Source organism: Helicobacter pylori oki112 (assembly GCF_000600085.1).
Taxonomy (GTDB): domain Bacteria; phylum Campylobacterota; class Campylobacteria; order Campylobacterales; family Helicobacteraceae; genus Helicobacter; species Helicobacter pylori_CY.
Window position 1 is genome coordinate 1,094,533 of sequence record NZ_CP006821.1, and the last position, 21,092, is coordinate 1,115,624.

Here is a 21,092-nt window from a genome sequence, read left to right on the forward strand (position 1 = left end):
TTGTGATATTGTTATAGCAAACTCTGATTGTTTTGGATAAAGCGCTTAAAGTCTTTTTTTTTCATCTTTAGTATCTTCATCAATATTGAGCATAAATGCCAACCAACTCACTAAAAAGGTGCAGTTAGTGCTTGTATCTTTTAAAGAAAACGGATTAATGTAAAAATCATTGCTATCGTTGTATTGACCATCTAAAAACTCAGTCATCACACGCATGCCATTATTTCTGTCTAAAGCCAAAATACTTAAATCTTCATACTTAAAACAATTGGTGATTAAAAATTCAATTAAAGTGGTTTTACCAGCCCCTGTGCCACCAAAGATGATGGTATGCCCTGATACCATATCATTTTTTTTTGCCTCATAAGCATGGAAATTGAATAAATAAGGCGATTTGTCTTGGTTTCTAAAAATAGTTAAATGGCGATCGCCCCATGAATTTCTAGAAAAACCACAATTTTGTTTTTCCAATACGATTAAAGAAGCAATATTTTGACTAGACAACAAACGCTTTCTAAAATTCAAGCGATTACGATTGGGGAAGAAGCTAAAAAACATAGGCAACATGCCAATACTTTCTTGTGTGCTTACAATACCTTTTTGTTTAAGCAAATTGGTAATTTCTATACAAGCACTATCTAAATCGGTTTTAGTTTTGGCATGAACTAAAATGTTTAAAGAAATCTCTTGCATTAAAACTCTGTCTGTTTTAATAAGGTCATTCAATTCATCAATTTCAACTCTAATAATCTTATTCGCTCTTTTTCTTTTAGTTTCAATCCTTTTTTCAGCCTTTGCTTTAGGAATATTGTCAATGTTTAAAATCACATCAAATTCTAAAGATAAATGCAACACTGAAGAAAGAGCGGTGCTGACAATTTTGTCTATATCATAAGTCTTAATGCTGATGAAACGCTTGAAAATCTCTTTACTATTATGAATGTGAGTGAAAAAATCTTTTTTAAAATGCACATCAGAATTAATCATGCCATCATGCAAACGACCTCTAAAAAAAGTGTATTCACTAGGAACACCATTGATATATTCCGCATAAAAATTAAGCAAACTATTGGCATCTATTTTTTCTACAAACAAGCCAGAAAGCATGTTTTTAACATTATTGATAATGCTGTCTAATATTTTAGATTTATCTGCTAAATTAAAATTATCAAAGCCTATGAAATAGTTTTCTTGATATTTAACTTCATCTTGTTTATTATTTTCTTGAATATTTTCTAATTCATTGGTAGTGATTTTTTTCTTAAATCGTTCCAAATAACCTTTAATGCTATCATTCTTAGTTTCAAAAATTAAGTAATAGAAATTTTGATAAACATCCTCAACCCCCTGCTCCCATAAATTGATAACCTCTAATGCAAAAGGATTGCTTATCTCCTCTTGAGTATATTCATGGTGTATGAAAATCTTACGCCTTCTAGCTACGATTTTAAAATGCACTCCATCTACAATCTCATTAAGAGCTAAAATGCGTTCATTGAATTTTTGTGCTATTTCTTTGTCATCTAAAGACAAATAAGAAATTCCCTCTAATTTAAGAGTGCCTACAAGGTTTGATTTTTCACTTAAAAGATAATGCTCATTATAAATGCCAACAATGTTAGTTTCTTCTTTCATGCTATAACGCTTAGGAATTAGCGAGCATAAAGAAGTGAAAATTTTTTCAAGCATAATAATTTCTAGCTCCTGTTCTTAAGGTGAAAAGCGCATGCAAAATGGCTGTTATATCTTCATCAAAAAATTCTAAAATGTAGAATACAAACACACAACTAGCCATTAAACCTATAGCATAAAGTGGTTGGAATGACAGTAACCATGCCGACATTAAGAAACTAACAATCCAACTATCCAAGTTTAATCCCAAAAAAGTTTCTCTTTTGCTGATTTCTCTAATGTTGATACTTTCAACACAAACAATATGCAATGCCATCTAAAATAACCATTGACTTAAAGTTTTAGCATTAGAAATAGCAGCGGTTATAATGATAATCCCAACGTATTTCCAACCAATTTCTCCAAGCCTGTCCCAATTTTTATAGGCGTAAATGCAAGTCCCAACAATGATTAAACCACCGATAGCTTTGATAAAGTCATTGCTTATGAAATCCAATATTTGAGTGAATTTTTGTTTGTAATCTGGCGCCGCCAATAAAAAACTAGGCATTAATATTGCCAAACTCATCATTCTACGAATTTGCTTAAACATTCTTATTCCTTTATGTTTTGTTTTCATCTTTCATGTCCTTTGTTTTGAGATTGATTGTTGGTGTAATAGACAGAATTAGCTACATATTTAGATCCAAATCCATGATCTTGTTGGTAACCATGAAACACTCCTTGTGGTAGTTTAGGTTTTGGCATTAGATCTTGTAGTTTTTGTAATTGGTTAGCCAAGATGCTTTTTTGTGATGGCGTGGTAGTAGGGTTTTGCATTTTTTCTTTGGCATCAAATAAAAAATCTTGTAAAATCCTATTGCTAATTTGCTTCAATCCTAATGCTTTAGCGATTTTTAAATCATCGTTCGCATCTTTGCTGATAGGCGTATAGATGCTTGGAATTTCTTTAGTGTGAGCGTAAAAAATTTTTTCCAAAATAGCGTTGAATTTTCGCCCCTGTTTATCATGATCCATTGCTAAAATAACATTAAGACTTAAATTAGGAATTTTTGGTTCTTTTAGGCGTAAGGCTAGAGCGGGCTTAAAAACGGGTCTAGGGATAAGATTGTTTTTATCTCTTATGGGCGAGAAAATGGGATCATTAGGGACTTTTTTAGGGTCATTATCGTGTTTAGCTAACTCTTTAGCACGCCATTTTTCATATCTTTTTTGAAAATTTATGTAATTTTCATAGTCCTCTAATTGCTTGTTGTAGCGATCAATTTCTTTGTGGTATTCATTGTATTCCTTACACTTATAAGTGTTGATGGTATTAAGAAATTTATCTACAAATTTTTGCATTCTTTCTTCTGTGAAATTACCAATAGTAGAAATAATAGCTGTTTGATTGGGATCAAACCCTTGCATTTCTAACACGCTTAAGCCATCAAAAACGCTTTCAGCTACAATGATATTTTGAATATTTTTAATATTTTGTGGGGATAAAACTTCAAAACCCTTGATAGAACCTGCTTGCATTAAGTGTTTAGTGGGATTAGTAGCGCCTTGCATAGTGAAAGGTTTGGATAATCGCTTGTTATACCCACCCTGTATTAAGTTTCCATTATCATTGGTCAAATAGCAAGGCACGCATAAATTTGCATGTTCATCTTCTTTAAGTAAATGATTGTAAGGTTTTAGTAAAGTTTTATCCAAAGAGCGACTATCCAATAAAGTGTGAAACAAATCTGAGCTTTCTATATCGTAGGTAGGGAGTTTTTCAAATTGTTTCACCACTTTTTGACGCTCTGATTCTTGTTCTTTGGTAATGATTGTATAAGGCTTGGAATTATTATATTTGTGGTTTGGCTTATCGCTAATTTCTAAATCATCTCTGTTTTTGATTAAATCATTAAAATCTAGCCCACGATTTTTACAAAAGGCGATAATCGTGCCTTTATCTTCATCATTATGAGTGTTGAAATAATGATAACTCCCATCAGGCTTTCTTGAAATAATAAGTGTGCCTTTAATGGTATCGTATTCATTATAAAGAGCCGGGTTATTTTTGCTTGATTTCTCTACTTTGTGTTTATAACCATTAGAGAGTAAAATCTCATCTAATGGTAAGAATTGTAAATTAGCGATATAAGCCATAGTTTTTCACCCAAATCTACTTTTTTTAATCTTTTTGGCTAGTCTCATTTCATAATGTTTGGTTCTCGCATCATGCAAAACACGATCTATTGCTTGAGTGAGAAATTTCATGACTTCAATCGCAGTCTCTACTTCGTTGATTTCAAATAACAATCCCATAGCGATTTCAATTTCCCTATGCACTAATTTAGGTAGATCTTTCACCAAAAGATTTTTGTATTTTTTGTTTGTAGGGTCAAAGCCTTTAGGGATCACATATTTTTGTGAAATTTCTAAATCTTTTTTGAGTGGGAATTGCATTTTTTGTCCTTTGTTTTCTTTATGATGCTAGAATTTTCTTATCTACAGATAGTTCTTCTAATGCTCTATAGATATTCTTTTTTACAATTGCTTGTTGGTAAGAGCACTTGATGTTCGGAATTTTTTTGCCAACAAGTTGCTCATAAGTCAATCTATAAGAAAGACAAGAATTATTAACCGACACAAACTCCAAAAAAATATTGTTAAAGTTTTGCATTTGAAAATGCTTAGGGATTTTTAAAAAGAATGCACCGTGCTTGTTTAATAACTTGAATACTCTATCTTTTAATTTCTTGAATAGTTTTTTCAAATACCCACAAATTCCTAAAAAGAAGCTATTAGGTAAATTGCTCTCCCCATTCAAACCCGAATGTTCGTAGCTTTCTATTTTAGTGAAATCATGCATAGACAAAAAAATATAACCTTTTTTGTTCTTAAAAGCAGTTAGAAATCCTATTCTCTCTAAAATTTGGAGATTATGTCTTAAGGTTCTATCGCACCATTGCAAGCGAGTTAAAGCATAATGGCGGTTTAATGCGATTTTGGAACTTCTAGAATCTATAACGATTTCACATAAAAGCTCCATGAGTTTCTTACAGCCTGTGCCACCAAAGAAAGTTGTATTGATAGGAAAGTTCAATATCTTTTTAAAGATTTTACATTCAACATAACCAAATTTGTCAAATATGAAAGGAATAAACCTATCTTTTGAATGCTTGGAATAACAGACATTGTTCCCATGCATTTCTTTTAAGATATTCGCATCTAAAACATTTCTTTTAAAAACTCTTTCTTGCATGGTCCTAATTCCTAGATATTGATTTCTTAGAGATTAATAAATAATTCCATTCTTTAGAGAATAAAACTTTTTTCTTAAATCCATGTTTAATTGGTGCGGACTCTTTCCAAAGATATTAAACTTTTTAAAAAATTGGATTTTAGATCTTATGTTATGACTTTAAGTTTTATTTTATCGCTTCAGGTTTTATTTTATGATTTTAAATTTATTTTGCCATCAAACTCGTTTTCTTAACCCTAAAAACCTTTGAATAAAACAATAAAACCCTAAACCAAAACAACTAAAAATAAAAGAAATGAAAAAAGCAACAGAAAAATAAAGCACTAAAATATAATCAATAATGAAATAAGATAAAAAGCAAGATTAAAAAAACATTTCCCTATCCCTGCACCGACCTACATTCCCACTCTTGAAAAGAGCAGTATTATCAGCGATGAAGAGCTTGACTTCCAGGTTCGGAATGGTTAACTGGGTAGTTCCTCTTCTCTAAAGGCACAAGGAAAAGGGAGCTAAAGATAAATCGCATTTACCCTTAACTCCCCTTTCTCTTTAATAGGGAGCTGTTTTTCAACAAAGAAGATCGTTAATAGCCCTTAACTTTAAATCAGAGAATATCTCATTTTGATTAAAGTTTAATCTTATAAAAGTTTTTATAAAACTCCAACTCTCTTACACTCAGTAAGGCAGTGGTAACTCATTCGCACTTATTGCCGTTATCTTATACAAAAAGCAAAAAACAAGCCAAACGCTCTATTAGTAGTAGTCAGCTAAATGCATTACTGCACTCACACATCTACCCTATCAAGCACATAGTCTTTGTGCGAGCTTCAGGGAAAGTTCATCTTGGAGTTGGCTTCCTGCTTAGATGCTTTCAGCAGTTATCACATCCGTGTGTAGCTACCCAGCGATGCTCTTGGCAGAACAACTGGTGCACCAGTGACACGTCCATCCCGGTCCTCTCGTACTAGGGACAGCTCTCCTCAACTTTCCTACGCCCACGGCAGATAGGGACCGAACTGTCTCACGACGTTCTGAACCCAGCTCGCGTACCGCTTTAAATGGCGAACAGCCATACCCTTGGGACCTGCTCCAGCCCCAGGATGCGATGAGCCGACATCGAGGTGCCAAACCTCCCCGTCGATGTGAGCTCTTGGGGGAGATCAGCCTGTTATCCCCGGGGTACCTTTTATCCTTTGAGCGATGGCCCTTCCACACAGAACCACCGGATCACTATGACCGACTTTCGTCTCTGCTTGACTTGTATGTCTTACAGTCAGGCTGGCTTGTGCCATTACACTCAACTTGCGATTTCCAACCGCAATGAGCCAACCTTTGCAAGCCTCCGTTACTTTTTAGGAGGCGACCGCCCCAGTCAAACTACCCACCAAGCATTGTCCTGCCTGTGGATAACACAGGCCAGTTAGCTAACAGAAACATCAAGGGTGGTATCTCAAGGATGGCTCCATAAGAGCCAAAGCCCTTACTTCAAAGCCTCCCACCTATCCTGCGCATGATATTCCCATTAGCAGTGCTAAGTTGTAGTAAAGGTCCACGGGGTCTTTCCGTCTTGCCGCGGGTAGGAGGAATTTTCACCTCCACTACAATTTCACTGAATCTCTGGTTGAGACAGCTCCCATCTCGTTACGCCATTCATGCAGGTCGGTATTTAACCGACAAGGAATTTCGCTACCTTAGGACCGTTATAGTTACGGCCGCCGTTTACTCGGGCTTCAATTCAACGCTTCATCTTGCGACTGACGCATCCTCTTAACCTTCGAGCACCGGGCAGGCGTCACACCTTATACTTCCTCTTACGAGTTGGCAAAGTGCTGTGTTTTTGGTAAACAGTCGGGAGGGACTCTTTGCTGAGACCGCATTGCTGCGGCACACCTTATCGCGAACTTACGGTGCTAGTTTGCAGAGTTCCTTAACCAGAGTTCTTTCACGCGCCTTAGAATACTCATCTCATCTACCTGTGTCGGTTTGCGGTACGGACGACTATGGATATGCTTAGAGGCTTTTCTTGGCACGACGGTATCAGCGATTCTCCCTTTGTCCTAAAAGGACTCAAAGAGCCTGTTTGGGTTTCAAATACAGAGGTGGATTTGCCTTCCCTCCAATCTACGCCCTTAGACTAGCGCTTCCATCAGCTAGCTCGCTTAACCCTATGCGTCCCCCCATCACGCTCCATAGTCGGTATTGGAATATTAACCAATTTGCCATCACCTACCCCTTTCGGACTCGGCTTAGGACCCGACTAACCCTACGATGACGACCATCGCGTAGGAAACCTTAGATTTACGGCGGATACAATTCTCATATATCTTATCGTTACTCATTCCTGCATGCTCACTTCATACCGCTCCAGCACTCCTTACCGGTATACCTTCAACGCTGGTATGAACGCTCTTCTACCACTGTGTTTAACACAATCTACAAATTCGGTGTCTATCTTAGCCCCGTTATATTTTCAGCGCATGACCACTAGACCAGTGAGCTGTTACGCTTTCTTTAAAGGATGGCTGCTTCTAAGCCAACCTCCTGGTTGTTTGAGTAGCCACACATCTTTTTCCACTCAGAATAGAACTTAGGGACCTTATTTGGTAGTCTGGGTTGTTCCCCTTTTGACGATTGATTTTATCACCCACCGCCTGACTCCCAAGATACGATAAAAGGTATTCGAAGTTTGATAGGGTTTGGTACCGCGGCGAGCAGCCCTAGCCCAATCAGGGCTCTACCCCCTTTTATTATCACTTGAGGCTATACCTAAATATATTTCGAAGAGAACCAGCTATCACTAAGTTTGTTTGGCCTTTCACCCCTATCCACAGCTCATCCCAACCCGTTTCAATGGGTACGAGTTCAGTCCTCCACGCGCTATTACACGCGTTTCAACTTGGCCATGGATAGATCACTTAGCTTCGGGTCTGCAGCATCTGACTTGATCGCCCTATTAAGACTCGCTTTCGCTACGGCTTCGCATTCGCTTAACCTTGCCAGATACCACAACTCGCAGGATCATTATGCAAAAGGCAGTCCATCACCCTGATAAATCATAGGGCTCTGAATGATTGTAAGCAGATGGTTTCAGGTTCTATTTCACTCCGCTCACTGCGGTTCTTTTCACCTTTCCCTCACGGTACTTGTTCGCTATCGCTCAAAGAGTAGTATTTAGGGTTGGAGAGTGGTCTCCCCGGCTTCAACCTGGATTCCTCGTGTCCTGGCCTACTCTGGATACTGCTACCTGAAAACGCCTTGTCGCATACAAGGCTATCACTTTCTATGGCTTACCTTTCCAGGTAACTCTGCTAAAGCGTTCTCTTGGATGTTGCAGTCCTCAACCCCGAATGCAAGCACTCGGTTTGCCCTTTTCCCCGTTCGCTCGCCACTACTTAGGGAATCTCGTTGATTTCTTTTCCTCTAGTTACTGAGATGTTTCACTTCACTAGGTTCGCTCTCTAAATTAGAGTAACTAATATCTCTATTAGTTGGGTTGCCCCATTCGGACATCTACGCATCAAAGCTCCTTGACAGCTCCGCATAGCTTATCGCAGTCTAGTACGTCCTTCATCGCCTCTCTTTGGCAAGGCATCCGCCATCTGCTCTTAAAAGCTTGTTTTAAATTTTAAAATATCCTTTAAAACCCGCCCTTTTATAATGAATAACGACAATTGCACGAATATTCTTCAGCGCTACCACTGCCTTAATGAATATAAGACAGAGTTGTTGTAGTTTTACTTTACTTTTACATAGGCTATTAACAATGTTAAATCAAATAACTTCGTTTTTCTTTAAAAACTTGCTATAATCGCTCTGTTAAACCCTTTAAAGAAGACTAAAAATGCTTGATCCCTAATCTTTTTTAACCGCCAAGTTTTACCAGCTAATGAGCTTTGAAAGCTTTTTAGCTTTTATGACTTGTTTGAGTGGTTTCAAATTAAAGAACTTTTTAAAGCTTGTCTTTAAAAACGAAATGTAATTATAGACATGCAATGCTTAAAGTTTGCTTAAAGTTTTTGGAATGTGAAAGAAATTTTAGAGTTTGAAAGGAATGGATAAGCGTTATTGGAAATGATGGGAATGGGGGTAAAAATAAAGCTTTGAATATTAAATAAAGCTTTGAATATTAAATAAAGCTTTGAATAAATAAAGTCTTAAATAAATTAAGATAAAACGCATCATCAAATAAAACATTTCATAAAATAAAACATTTCAAACATTTCATAAGATAAAAAGATAAAACGCATCATTAAAAAATAAAAACGCATCATTAAAAAATAAAAACGCATCATTAACCATTGATTAAATACCACTAGATACAATACACTAAGTCATCTTTTTTTCAAAAAAAGGGGTAGAAATGGCATTCAACCATTCAACCATTCAACCATTCAACCATTCAACCATTCAATCAAGCAAGTAATCAATCAATCAATCAAGCAAGTAATCAATCAAGCAAGCAAGCAAGCAAGTAATCAAGCATTCAATCAATCAATCAAGCAACCATTCAAACATTCAAACATTCAAACATTCAAACATTCAAACATTCAAACATTCAAACATTCAAACATTCAAACATTCAAACATTCAAACATTCAAACATTCAAACATTCAAACATTCAAACATTCAAACATTCAATCATTCATTCAAGCAACGCTACCATAACTTTTATCGCTTTTACCAAAACCGATTTAAAAATCCCCTACTCTTTATTATTCCTCTTTTCATTAACCCTATTATTAACCCTTTCATTAACCCGCACCGCATTTTTTAAACCATTTGATTCAATAAGCCCCATTTTTCAATCAGTGGGGCTTACAGAGTTAAATTTAAAGGAGAGATGATGGCTCAGTTAGAAGATTTAAAAGCGCATGAAAAATACAATTTGTTGTTGTGTATGGTTTCAGGCGCATATAAAGGAACCATTCCAGGAAATGAGGATTTTAAAGAGTGGTGCGATGAATGCACTTTGGGCTATTTTCGCTCACGACGAAACAAAGCGGCTCAGCACAAGCATTTTGAACTCATGCGTAAAGCGGATTATATCATTGGCATTGTGAATGAGGATTCAACGACTAGAGAGGCTGAAGTCCAATGGAGCGTTTTTGCCCTAAAGATTGACCATGACACTATCGGGATTGATGAAGAGGGAGCGCTAAAGGTTGAGGGCGTTTGCGCTCAAAAAGGGAGCCAAGAATACGAAGAATTGGTCAATAAAAACACTTGGCATTTCACGCACAGCACTAGGCTTGGGCAACCAAAATTGATTGAGCGAAAAAATTAAAGGTTATGGTTTTTACCCATAAGCCCATCATTTAAGAAAGGATTTTAATGGAATTGTTAAATTTAGACGGAGTGATTGAAAAAGGCGTGTTTGAAATCCCCAGCTATCAAAGGGGGTATGCATGGCAAGAAAGGCAATTAAAGGATTTTTGGAACGATTTAGAGCATGTGTCCAAACTGGGAGATAAATTCCATTACATGCATAGCTTAACCTTAAGAGAGCTTGAAAATGAGTTTGAAAGCAGCACTTTTGAAATCATAGACGGCCAGCAACGATTGGCTACAAGCCTGATTTTACTGGGCCTTTTAGCCAAGATTACCCAAAACAAAGACCCAAAGTATTCTTTAATCAACCTTGAACCCATTTTATCCTATAAGTATTATGGTTTGAATGAAGCTTTTAGGGCGATCACTGAAGAGGAAAAAGATTTGGAAGCGTTCAAAACTTCTTTTTACGCTAAAAATTTGATTGACGCTTACACATTTTTTAAAGAAAAAATCAGCGATACGCCTATTGAAGCGCTTGAAAAAATGTTTGATGCCCTTATAAAGAAAATGCTTTTTAGCGTGGTGGAATTGAACGATAACCGAATCGATCCCTTCAGCTCTTTTGAAACGATTAACAATCGTGGTAAAGATCTATCCACTTTAGAATTGTTTAAAAACCGCTTGCATTTTGTGGCGCACAAGATTTGCGATGGCAAAAAATTAGAAAAGCTTCAAAACGAAATCAATGACACCTACACCAGGATTTATTACGATTTGAGGCATTTTAAAGACGATCATTTAGAGGGTTTTTTAAAGCATTTTGTGGCGTATTATTATGGCGAGAAAGGGGATTTTAAGAAGAGGTTATTGGAAATGGAGTTTAACGCTCATAAAAGATATACCGACAACACCAACTTTGATGATGAATATGAAAGAATAGACGATTTGTTATTTTATCTTTCTTATTCTTCTAAAGTTTGGAATTTCTTGCACACGCTTGATGATGAAGAGCTTAGGATTGAAATCACGCCTAAAATGCGTGGCTTGTTAGAAAAGATGCGGCGTTTAAACGCTTTGAGCGAAAACGCTTTTCTTGCCCCTTATTGCTCTCTCTTTTAACCATACAGCGTGCTGGAAAAAGCGCTAATGAACAAGTTTATACCACCAAAGAACTAGAGGGCTTATTAGAATATTTAGAGCGTTTTGGGTTTTTAATCTATGGGGTTGCTGGCAAGAATACGGCTAAAAACGAATGGATTGAATTGGCTTTTGAAGCGCTCAGAGCGTATAGATATGGGGAAGAAAATACCGCCATTGAAAAACTTCCAACGCTAGAAAAGAGTTTTTTCAACAGACAAGGAAATAGCGGCTTGGAATTGCTTGAAGAGAGTATCCATTCCAAAAAGAATACTGAGAAATGGTATCAGTGGGGCAAGGCATTGAATTACTTGCTGTATGAATACGAGTTGCACCATAACCCTGAAACGACTCTGAATTTTGATAGCAGTATAGAAAGCATTGAGCATATCTTGCCCCAAAAACCTGATCAAGGCTATAGCGCTAAAGAAAAAGATTGGGCTAAAAACCCCCATATCGTGCATGCTTTAGGGAACTTGCTCTTAATTTCTAAAAACGCTAACAGCTCTTTAAGCAACAAGCCTTTTGATGAAAAAAGAAAGCAATACCTAAAAGGCTCTTATAGTGAAAAAGAAGTGGCTAAAAACGCTTCTTTTGGGGTTGCGCAAATCAAAGAAAGGAGCGAAAAATTATTAGACTTTTTAATCGCGCATTATCGTATCGCTGAATTAGTGAATGAAAGTGCGATTAAAGCTTTTAAAAACGCTCTTTTAAAGGATATTAAATGATGCGATCGCTCAAAAATAAGGGGTCTATTTTTAGCACTTCAAACCCCAACAAGGAGGAACAAGCCATGCCAAAAAGATAAAAAACATAAAAAACATTGAACGACCGATTATAGCGGATTTTAAAACAAATTTTACCAAGGAGTATTTTATGGGTTTTCAAAACGAAAATAAGTTAGAGTTAGGTGCGTCAGTCAAAGCCACAATCAATAACAAAGTGGTGGAGGCTAAAGTCATTAGTATTGGGTTTAATCGTGTAACCTTAAGGAGCCAAAAAGGCAACGAAGCCGCATACGCTTTCAATAGCGAAAAATTCTTAAAATGGTTTAAGGAAGTGCCTTTAAACGAAGTTTCTCATAATCACGCTGAAAAAAGCGGAGATGATTTGTTGAAAGGGCTTAAAATCGTTACGAGCGGACCGAGTGTTAAGCAAAGGACTTCAACTCCTAAAGAGAAAGAGGATAGGTTTAAACTCGCTTTTGGATTTAAGACTACTGATGATAAGACTAGCTTTGAGATTATTGCGGAGGATTATACTCTTTCCGAGAGAAAAAGTAGGCTCGGCGCGTTATTATCTCCCATGTTTTTTGAGGGTAGTGGTAATCAAGCGTCCGCTATCATTATTACCGCTCTCCATTATGCGAAAGGTTTGAATAAGCATAGCGATGCGGAGTGGCGCGCTATGATTGAAAACAGAAATATTGAAGAGTGTTTCTTTGATACTTTTGATGATATGCTCATGGGTGATGTTACTCTATTCTGTAAAGTGATAGAGACTTATGCGAGGAATTTGGTAAGACCTGATGGTAAGAGTAGCGGTGTAACTTTGGAAGAGTGGGCGTGGATTTTACCTAAAGATAAAAAAGAGGCAAAATTCGTGGCGCAACTCTTATGCGATGGCGGTATCAATAAATACGATTTAACATGCGCGGGCTTAACTCCTGGCGTTTTAGCCGATAATCTTTGGTCTTATGGTTTTAGGGATGAGGATTATGATGAGGAGGGTAATGTGATTGCGGAGAGGGATATTATCACAGGAGAGGAGCTAAAAAACGAGGAGGGTAGTGTAGAATAACCCCCCCCCATTTGGGGTGGCTCTCTTTTTTTTTACTCTCTTTTATTCTTTTATTTTTTCTTTTTTCATTCCCTCCCTAATTTGTCCGTTTAATTTTGTTTAAAATATATTATGTGTATAATCATAAGAAATTTAATCAAAGGTAGTGCCATGCTTATAAACGCTGTCATAGAAAAAGATGAGAATGGGTATTTTGCTTTTGTCCCCTTTCTAAAAGGCTGTGTATCACAAGGGAAAAGTTATGAAGAAGCCCTAAGAAACATTAAAGAAGCCATAGAGCTTTATTTGGGAGATTTAGAAGCCGATGAGTTAGCTTTTCTTTCTAAGAAAAATTCTGTAATAGCACCCATTGAGATAGCTTTTGCCTGAATTGCCACGACTCACAGCTAAAGAAGCAGAGAAGCTATTATTGCAGAATGGATTTGTTTTCTCTAGGCAAAAAGGCAGCCATAGAATTTATGTGAAAGATAAAATCAGGCAGGTTTTGCCTTTTCATTCTGGCGAAATCTTGCACCCTAAAATAGTGAAAGAAATCATGGAAAATATCCTTAAATGAAATCTAAAGAAGTCTTAAAGATCTTAAACAATATAAAAACCCAACAAAAAGCGTTTTTAGTGGGTTTTTGCGTTTAAGAAATCGTGCGCAAATACCCGTTTTCGCTCAGCATGACATACAAGCGCCCCATGATTTCTTTCTTTTCTTCCATGTCCAGTTGGTTGTTGTCTTCAATTTTTTGCTTTAAAAGGCGCTCAATTTCTTTAGTGTCATAGTCTAAATCGTCTAACACATCTAAAATCGTTTGAGCTTCGCAAATATCTTCCACTTCATAATCGCCTTTTTCATCAAAAACCACGCTAAATTCCGTAGGGTGCGTGAATAAATTGTGTTTCATGCCTAAAACTTCTTGATACGCTCCCACTAAAAAGAACGCTAAAAAGTATTCTTCTTCATCTATGTCTATATCATGCAAAAACAAGGGCTTCGTGGAATCAAAAGCGATTTCCCCATCGCTATCGCAAGTAATATCCCATAAGCTTGCGCTCCTGGTGGGCTTTTCATCTAATTTATTCAAGGGCATGACCGGGAAATTCTGCCTCAAGCCCCAATAATCCGGCAAGCTTTGGAAAAACGAGCAATTCAATAAATAGCGCTCTTGGACCTGCTCTTGAATGCGTAAAATATCGTTGTGATCCTTAACATAAAGCAATTGCACCGCTTTTTTGACGATCAAATGGGCTAAAACTTCAGTGTTGCTCCTGTCAATCAAATCAATATAGCCCAAATCAAAAAGCGTGAATAGCGACTCGGTGTGATCAAAACTATCATGCAAGTATTCAATGGCGTTTTTTTCATTGATATTAGCGAGCAAGTCTAGCATTTCATCAATCAAGGGTGGGTTATTACTTTCTTTGATTTTTAGGGATTTTTCATTGTATTCATGCGAAAACAATTCTAACACCGGGGCCACTAAAACGGCATGGTTAGCAGAAATATAACGGCCTGATTCAATGAAAATATCCGGCTCTATTTCCTGCTTATTTTTCACAATTTCCCTCAATAAAAACACCACATCAGCGCTGAATTCTTCTAAAGTGTAGTTTTTATCTTGGTGGTGCTTGTGTTGGGTGTATTCTACGGCTAACCCCCCTCCAATATTCACGCTATTAAGATTTTTAGCACCCATTTTACGCAATTCTGCATACAAGTTACCCGCTTCTCTTAAAGCCTTTTTTAAGGGCGAAATATCGCTGATTTGAGAGCCTATGTGGAAATGTATCATGTGGAAATGCTCTAACAAGTCGTTTTCTTCTAAAAGGCGCATCGCTTCTAAAACTTCAGTGCTGCTAAGACCAAATTTAGAATTGATCCCCCCACTCTTTGCCCAAACGCCAGTGCCAGTGCTGTGCAAACGGATGCGAATGCCAATTTTAGGGCAGGCTAAAAACTCGTTTTGTTTAGCCACGGCGATAATGGTTTTTAACTCATTCAAACCCTCAATCGTTAAAGTGATTTCATGCTGCATGCTTTTAGCGATAAAGCCAAGCTCAATCATTTCTTTGTCTTTAAAGCCATTCACGGTGATAGGGGCTTTAGGGTTAGTGTAACTCATCGCAATGATGAGTTCAGACTTGCTCCCGGCTTCTAAGCCGTAATCCAAACCCTTAGCCCCCTGCACTAAAGGGAAAACAAACGAGGGCATTTGATTGACTTTTAAAGGGAAAACCGCCTTAAAAGCCCCGCTGTATTGATACTCTTTAATCGCTGAAGAAAACGCATCAAACAGGCTTTTGATTTGTTTTTGCACCAAATGGGGGAATCGCACCAACAAAGGCCCTCTATAGCCCTTATCGCGCACGCTTTGAACGATTTCTAAAAGCGAGGGGTTTTTGCCATGACAAACTTTAACCAAGCCTTTTTCTATCTTAAATTCGTTATTGCTCCAAAAATTAATCCCATAATCATGGACTTCTTGCATTTTTTATCCTTTTGTTACGATAAGGTTTTAAAGAGATGGGGGTTGTTTTTAAAATCTCTGATCGCTTCTTCATAAACTTTTTCAATTTGAATGACTGAATTTTCTAAAGTGTAGTTTAAAGCGCTTTTAGCGTATTCGTTTTGCATTCTTTCTCTTTCAAGCTTGTTTTCTAACCACCAATCTATTTTAGCGCTCAAATCTTTAGCGTTATCAGGCTCAAATAACGATCGTTCATCTAGCGCGAATTGCCTGGTCGCGCTTAATGGGCTATTAGCGATAATAGGCACAATCCCCACGCTAATGGCTTCTAAACACGCAATCGCTTCGCTTTCCACATTGGCTGTGTGCACATAAAGAGTGCAAGTTTTTAAAATCTCTAACAATTCATTGGAATTGACAAACCCAAACTCCGTTTTTACGCCTAGTTTTTGGGCTAGAAGTTTGATTTTTTTCTCATCAGGCCCTTTGCCTTTGAGTAATAATACAATGTCTTGTTTGTATTGGCTTAAAGCAACCGCCTTGATTAAAACGCTTTGATTTTTTTCATTAGAATAGCGCCCTACCATAGCGATTTTAAAGGGCGTGGTGTCAAAAAGGCTTTTTTGCGGGTGTTCAAATCTAAACATGGGATCAAAGCCGTTAGAAATAGCGTATTTTTTCCCTCCATAGTTGTATTTTTCTAATTCTTCTACAATGAATTTTGATGGGCAATGGATATGGTGGATATAGCGGTAATGCGAAGATTTAAACCACGAAAAAAGCATCATGTTAAACCAAGAAAATTGCCCCAATTTCATGTTATAAGAAATATGCTCTGGCTGTAAATGGAAAGAGCCAATATAAGGCACTTGCATTTCTCGTGCGATTTTTACGGCTGTTTTTTCTAGCAAAAAAGGCAAAAAAGTATGGATCATATCCGCTCCCTTAAAAGCCTTTCGTAGAATTTTTTCATCCGGTTTAGCAAAAAGGATGTGTTGTTTGTGTGAAATTTCTGTAACTAGGGGGATGTAGCGCTCTTTAAGGTTGTAATACCCTTCTTCTTCACTCCCTAAATTATCCACATGAGGGGCGACCACTCTCATAACATGCCCTCTTTTTTTCAGCGCTTCAAAAAAACGAAACGCCGTCATAGAAGTGCCATTACTAGTATCTTTAAAGCTATCCACGACTAAAACAATAACCATTAACTACTCTTCTTTAAAATTGAATTTAAAAGGCTTTTTATCAAACACCACAATTTCTATCATTCCCTCTAAAACCTGAATGTCTAACACAAACGCCTCTATTTTTATTTCAGCTTTTTTCACGCCATCTTGAATCACTTGCGCTTTAATGAGCGCTTCTTGATTCAATTCTAGGGGGGCATAAAAATTAATGTTATTAGAAACCACCACGCTGTGTCTTTTATTCAATGCGCACAAGGCCGCATAATTGCACGCAATAAGCACAAATCCGGCATGCACAAAATTTTCTTCATACACCATGCTTTCATTGCCCTTGAAACGCGCATGGGCTATATCTTTTTCTAAAACGACCAATTCAGTGCCAACGCTTGGTTTGAAATTCTTACAAGTTTCTAAAGAGTCATAATCCACACGAACGACTGATTCTTGCACTATTTTATCCTTTATTAAAGCTTGCTTGGTTTAAGCATCTTAAAATACCCTCTTAAAGGAGCGTCATACCCCTCTAAAGTTTTAGAGGGATCTGTTTTATCCAAAAAATCTTCCAAACTCTGCCCCAAAATAAAATCCGTTTTACGCTGTTCTTTAGGCGTGGTCTTTAAAACGCTAAGAATCTCAAAATTTTCAAACCCTACCCTTTCGCACCACCCTTTTAAAGCGCTAACACTGGGGATAAAATAAACATTTTTCATTTTAGCATAAGTTTTTTTAGGGCAAAGGGCGATGTCTAAGGGCGAATCAATGATTAAGGTATCCAACACCAACTCCCCTTTTATCTTTAAAGCATGATACAAGGCTTTTAAAGCCTCTAGCGGGCTTTTTCTGTGGTATAGCACTCCTAAGCAAAAAATGACATCAAAAGCGTCAGGGTATTTTTCATGCAAATCCTCTACCCCCAAAGACTCATAAATGATTTTTTTTTCTTTATCAAAAAAGGGGGCTAAAAATTCAAATTGTTTTTTGACTAAAACGCCCGGATCAAACCCCACCAAACTTTTAGGATCATGTTCTAGCATTTTAAACAAGTAATAGCCGTTATTGCAACCCACATCAGCCACAACCTTATCTTTTAAAGGAGTGGCGTTTTTGACTAGATCCCATTTAATAGAGCTATCCCATTCGCTATCAATCTTGATTTGAGAAATTTCAAAAGGGCCTTTACGCCATGGCCTTAACGCCATGATTTCTTCTAAAAGGGTTTTTGGATTGGATTGATCGTTACAAATGAGCATGACTTACCATAGCGTGCGGGTTTTTTTAAAAAAGGGGGGGTTTAGAAGGGATTCTAAATGATGAGAGCTAATCCCATAAATAAAAGCGAAATTAAACGCTAAATTTTTTAATTGCTCTTTTAAGTTGTTGTGGGTGGTGTAAAAATAAGGGTTGGTTTTTTTAAAGAAAGCCGCACTGTTTTTACGGCAAAACACGACAATTTTCCCCCACGATAAAGTCTCAAAGGCTTTTTGAAGCATCATTTCAAACAATTCTTTTGAAGCCTCAGCGACAATCACCCTTGCCGTTGCGCCATAAGGGGCTATTTCTAGATTCTTATTCACAAAAAAGGGTTTGCAATGATCTAAAAGGTATTCTTTTTTGCCCAAAAGATTCAAATCAAACTCAATTTGTAATTTCTCACACAATTGAATCACCCTTTTTAAAGGCTCTAAAAAGATGCATGGCATTTTGAATTCGTATTCTTGTTTTTCATAGACTAAAGCGCTGCAAAAAAACGATTGGTTGAGAATGATTAAACGGCTTTCCTTTAAATCTTCCTTTAAATCTTCCTTTAAATCTTCTTTCAAGCGCTCTTGCTTATAAAACAAATGGAGCCACTCCAATTTATCAAAAAAGGCTATTTTACACCCCTCTATAATGAATAAATCTTCAAGGCTCTCTTTCAAGCACCACACAAAATCGCTCACGATGATTTTAGAAGCGATCTCTAATTCTATGGGGCTTAGTAACGCTCCGACCACGCGCTCATTCAGCAAGCAAAATTTGAACAAATGGTTCAAAGAATGCTCTATATCTTTAAGCTTGATCCATGCCACATCCCTATCGCTTAAAGGATATTCTCCTGTGTATAAAATCCCATAAGCCCCTAACTCTAAAGCTTTAGGAATGAGCGTGTGATCTTTGGCTACAAATAAAGAGCCTTTTTGGACTTTGTTTAAAGACAAAACAATGGAATTAAAATAGCTGATTGAGGGCGTGTTTTGCAATTCGCCCAAACTCAATTCTACGGCTTCATTCACCCCTAATCGCATTTAGCTGATCAAACTTCCTGCGATTTTTTCTTTGGTAGGGCTGATTAAGGCTAGATTATCGCTATCTCGCACCGCTAAAATCATGCCCTCACTCATTTCGCCCATGAGTTTTGCGGGTTTTAAATTAGCCACCACGCACACCATTTGCCCCACCAAACTTTCAGGCTCATAATCCAAAGCGATCCCTGAGATAATCTGCCTCAAACGATTTTCGCCTAAATCCACTTTTAAACGCAATAATTTATTGGATTTTTCAATCCTTTGAGCTTCTTTGATAAGCCCCACTTTAATTTCTACTTTCTTGAAATCCTCAATGCCGATATAGTTTTCTTGTTTTAGTGGGGCTTTTTCTTTTGCGTCCTTTTTTTCTTTTTCGTTTTTTTCTGGTGGGGCTTCTCCCGCTTTTTCAGCCTTTTCAATTTTCTCCATTTTGGAAAATAAAGGCTCGGTGTCTTGTAAAATCATATCTTGTAATTTTTTAGCTTTAAAAAAGCGTTCGTAATTATTGGGTGTGATTTCTGTGTTGAAAGCGCTCGCTAATTTCACCGCACTCTTTGGCATGAACGCATAGAGCAAAAAGCTTGATTGCAAAAGCGCGTTTGCGATCAAACTCAATAAGGCTTCTAGTTTTTCTGATTCGTTGTTTTTGTGCAAAACCCACGGCTCTTCTTTAGCGATGAGTTTGTTTAAAAAATCATAAATGTTAAACAATTCCTCTAAAGCTTTATGCAATTGCATTTTAGGCACAAAAGAATTAGCGTTATCTAAGATTTGATGCACTTTTTCTAGCTCTTTAGAATAATATGCGGTGATTTTTGCGCTTTTTAGAGAATAATTGAAATATTTTTTAGCCATGCCTAGCAAGCGATTCAGCAAATTCCCCAAATCGTTATTCAAATTCGCATTGATCCTCTCTATTAACGCTTTTTTAGAAAAATCCCCGTCTTGCCCAAAAGGCACTTCACGCAATAAAAAATAGCGCAATTCTTCAATCCCATACTCCATAGCGATTTTTTGAGCGTCTAAAACATTACCCAAGCTCTTACTCATTTTCACGCCCTCTATCGTCCACCACCCATGCACGCAAAGCTGTTTGAATAAGGGCAAATTCAAACTCATCAAAAAAGCTGGCCAATAAATGGCATGGAAGCGTAAAATATCCTTACCCACAATATGCCTAGCGCGTTCAAAATGCGCCATTTTATTGTCTAAATCATTCAAATACCCTAGCGCGCTCGCATAATTCAATAAAGCGTCCAGCCAAACATACACCACATGTTTAGGATCGTTCATTTTTTTAGGCAAAGGAATGCCCCATTCAAAGCTCGTGCGCGTGATAGACAGATCCAATAAACCCTGCTCAATAAAAGAAGTTACCTCATTTTTACGATAAATAGGCAAAATCGCTTCAGGATTTTTAGCGTAAAAATCCAATAAAGGCTTTTCATATGCGCTCAATCTGAAAAAATAGCTCTCTTCTTCTAAAAGTGCAGTCTCCCTCAAGCAATCAGGGCATAAGACTTTATCGTTCGTATTGTCCGCTTTAGAAATCGCGCAATAACTCTCACAGCTCACGCAATAATACCCGCTATAAGTGCCTTTATAAATATCCCCTTTTTCAAACATGATTTCAAAGGCGTTTTGCACGCATTTTTGATGCTCGCTGTCTGTGGTGCGGATAAAACTATCATAATCTAAATTGAAAAAATCCCACTGGTTTTTAAAAATCGTGCTAATGCTATCAGCGTAAGCTTTAGGGCTTTGATTTCTCAGTCTTGCGCTTTGTTCGATCTTTTGCCCATGCTCATCGGTGCCGGTTAAAAAAAAGACTTCTTCGCCTTGAAGCGTGTAATACTTCTTTAAAGTATCCGCAATCAAAGTCGTATAAGCATGGCCAATATGAGGGATGTCATTCACATAATAAATGGGGGTTGTGATCAGTGATTTTTGCATCTTTATAATCGTGTTACCTTAAATTTGTTTAAATCTCTTAATTTTAACATGCTTTTAAAAATTTAGAGAATAGAGATTGGATTTATGCTTATTTGTGGGGTGTTTTTAGCTTAAAATTCATTATAATTAACG

16 protein-coding genes, 2 rRNA genes and 1 pseudogene are annotated in these 21,092 nt (G+C 37.2%); 5 read left to right on the plus strand and 14 right to left on the minus strand.

Annotated elements, in window-relative coordinates; genetic code table 11:
• Positions 1–45: 45 nt before the first annotated feature.
• The 8 genes from HPOKI112_RS05160 to HPOKI112_RS05195 all read right to left on the minus strand — a co-directional run bounded on the left by HPOKI112_RS05160 (position 46) and on the right by HPOKI112_RS05195 (position 8,489).
• Positions 46–1,689 (minus strand): VirB4 family type IV secretion/conjugal transfer ATPase, encoded by a 1,644-nt coding sequence (locus HPOKI112_RS05160; RefSeq protein WP_235181151.1) that lies wholly within the window; start codon positions 1,687–1,689, stop codon positions 46–48.
• Positions 1,682–1,948: a hypothetical protein gene (locus tag HPOKI112_RS05165; protein ID WP_017284177.1), complete on the minus strand. Its 267-nt coding sequence runs from the start codon at positions 1,946–1,948 to the stop codon at positions 1,682–1,684. Before HPOKI112_RS05165 ends, HPOKI112_RS05160 begins: the two co-directional genes overlap by 8 nt.
• Entirely contained in the window at positions 1,949–2,251 is a 303-nt protein-coding gene (locus HPOKI112_RS05170; RefSeq protein ID WP_025276170.1) for a hypothetical protein, read from the minus strand.
• The gene (locus tag HPOKI112_RS05175; RefSeq protein ID WP_025276171.1) at positions 2,248–3,771 is read right to left on the minus strand and encodes a toprim domain-containing protein; all 1,524 of its coding nucleotides are present in this window, start codon (positions 3,769–3,771) and stop codon (positions 2,248–2,250) included. Before HPOKI112_RS05175 ends, HPOKI112_RS05170 begins: the two co-directional genes overlap by 4 nt.
• Before the next feature lie 6 nt (positions 3,772–3,777).
• Positions 3,778–4,071 carry a hypothetical protein gene (locus HPOKI112_RS05180; RefSeq protein WP_025276172.1) on the minus strand — a complete coding sequence of 98 codons (294 nt, stop codon included), beginning with the start codon at positions 4,069–4,071 and terminating at the stop codon, positions 3,778–3,780.
• A gap of 19 nt (positions 4,072–4,090) precedes the next feature.
• Positions 4,091–4,870, minus strand: a complete 780-nt coding sequence (locus tag HPOKI112_RS05185) for a hypothetical protein (RefSeq protein WP_025276173.1) — start codon at positions 4,868–4,870, stop codon at positions 4,091–4,093.
• 382 nt (positions 4,871–5,252) lie between these two features.
• Positions 5,253–5,370 (minus strand): 5S ribosomal RNA (gene rrf, locus HPOKI112_RS05190).
• Between the two features lie 232 nt (positions 5,371–5,602).
• Positions 5,603–8,489: ribosomal RNA gene (locus tag HPOKI112_RS05195) — 23S ribosomal RNA — on the minus strand.
• Between the two features lie 1,225 nt (positions 8,490–9,714).
• On the opposite strand from HPOKI112_RS05195, the gene HPOKI112_RS05210 reads away from it, so the two are divergent.
• The 5 genes and pseudogenes from HPOKI112_RS05210 (at position 9,715) to HPOKI112_RS05230 (ending at position 13,635) form a co-directional block, all read left to right on the plus strand.
• The gene (locus HPOKI112_RS05210; protein WP_025309534.1) at positions 9,715–10,155 is read left to right on the plus strand and encodes a hypothetical protein; all 441 of its coding nucleotides are present in this window, start codon (positions 9,715–9,717) and stop codon (positions 10,153–10,155) included.
• 47 nt (positions 10,156–10,202) lie between these two features.
• A pseudogene (locus HPOKI112_RS05215) lies at positions 10,203–12,007 on the plus strand (DUF262 domain-containing protein).
• 148 nt (positions 12,008–12,155) lie between these two features.
• Positions 12,156–13,079 (plus strand): hypothetical protein, encoded by a 924-nt coding sequence (locus HPOKI112_RS05220; RefSeq protein ID WP_025310086.1) that lies wholly within the window; start codon positions 12,156–12,158, stop codon positions 13,077–13,079.
• 150 nt (positions 13,080–13,229) lie between these two features.
• Entirely contained in the window at positions 13,230–13,448 is a 219-nt protein-coding gene (locus HPOKI112_RS05225; RefSeq protein ID WP_000906664.1) for a type II toxin-antitoxin system HicB family antitoxin, read from the plus strand.
• On the plus strand, positions 13,441–13,635 hold the full coding sequence (locus tag HPOKI112_RS05230; RefSeq protein ID WP_001114660.1) for a type II toxin-antitoxin system HicA family toxin: 195 nt from the start codon (positions 13,441–13,443) through the stop codon (positions 13,633–13,635). Before HPOKI112_RS05225 ends, HPOKI112_RS05230 begins: the two co-directional genes overlap by 8 nt.
• 73 nt (positions 13,636–13,708) lie before the next feature.
• Here HPOKI112_RS05230 and speA read toward each other — a convergent pair whose 3' ends face one another.
• Genes speA through metG form a run of 6 tightly spaced genes read right to left on the minus strand, consistent with a single transcriptional unit; the run spans position 13,709 to position 20,960 of the window.
• Complete coding sequence (gene speA / locus HPOKI112_RS05235; protein WP_025276174.1) at positions 13,709–15,556, minus strand: arginine decarboxylase; 1,848 nt, start codon at positions 15,554–15,556, stop codon at positions 13,709–13,711.
• 14 nt (positions 15,557–15,570) lie between these two features.
• Positions 15,571–16,740: a glycosyltransferase family 4 protein gene (locus HPOKI112_RS05240; RefSeq protein WP_025309902.1), complete on the minus strand. Its 1,170-nt coding sequence runs from the start codon at positions 16,738–16,740 to the stop codon at positions 15,571–15,573.
• Between the two features lie 3 nt (positions 16,741–16,743).
• On the minus strand, positions 16,744–17,172 hold the full coding sequence (locus tag HPOKI112_RS05245; protein ID WP_001158316.1) for a hotdog domain-containing protein: 429 nt from the start codon (positions 17,170–17,172) through the stop codon (positions 16,744–16,746).
• Between the two features lie 14 nt (positions 17,173–17,186).
• Complete coding sequence (gene cmoB, locus HPOKI112_RS05250) at positions 17,187–17,972, minus strand: tRNA 5-methoxyuridine(34)/uridine 5-oxyacetic acid(34) synthase CmoB (protein WP_025309903.1); 786 nt, start codon at positions 17,970–17,972, stop codon at positions 17,187–17,189.
• A 3-nt stretch (positions 17,973–17,975) separates the two neighbouring features.
• Complete coding sequence (locus HPOKI112_RS05255; protein ID WP_025309904.1) at positions 17,976–19,007, minus strand: hypothetical protein; 1,032 nt, start codon at positions 19,005–19,007, stop codon at positions 17,976–17,978.
• A complete protein-coding gene (metG, locus tag HPOKI112_RS05260; protein ID WP_025309905.1) occupies positions 19,008–20,960 on the minus strand; it encodes a methionine--tRNA ligase in 1,953 nt (650 codons plus the stop codon).
• Between the last annotated feature and the right edge of the window lie 132 nt (positions 20,961–21,092).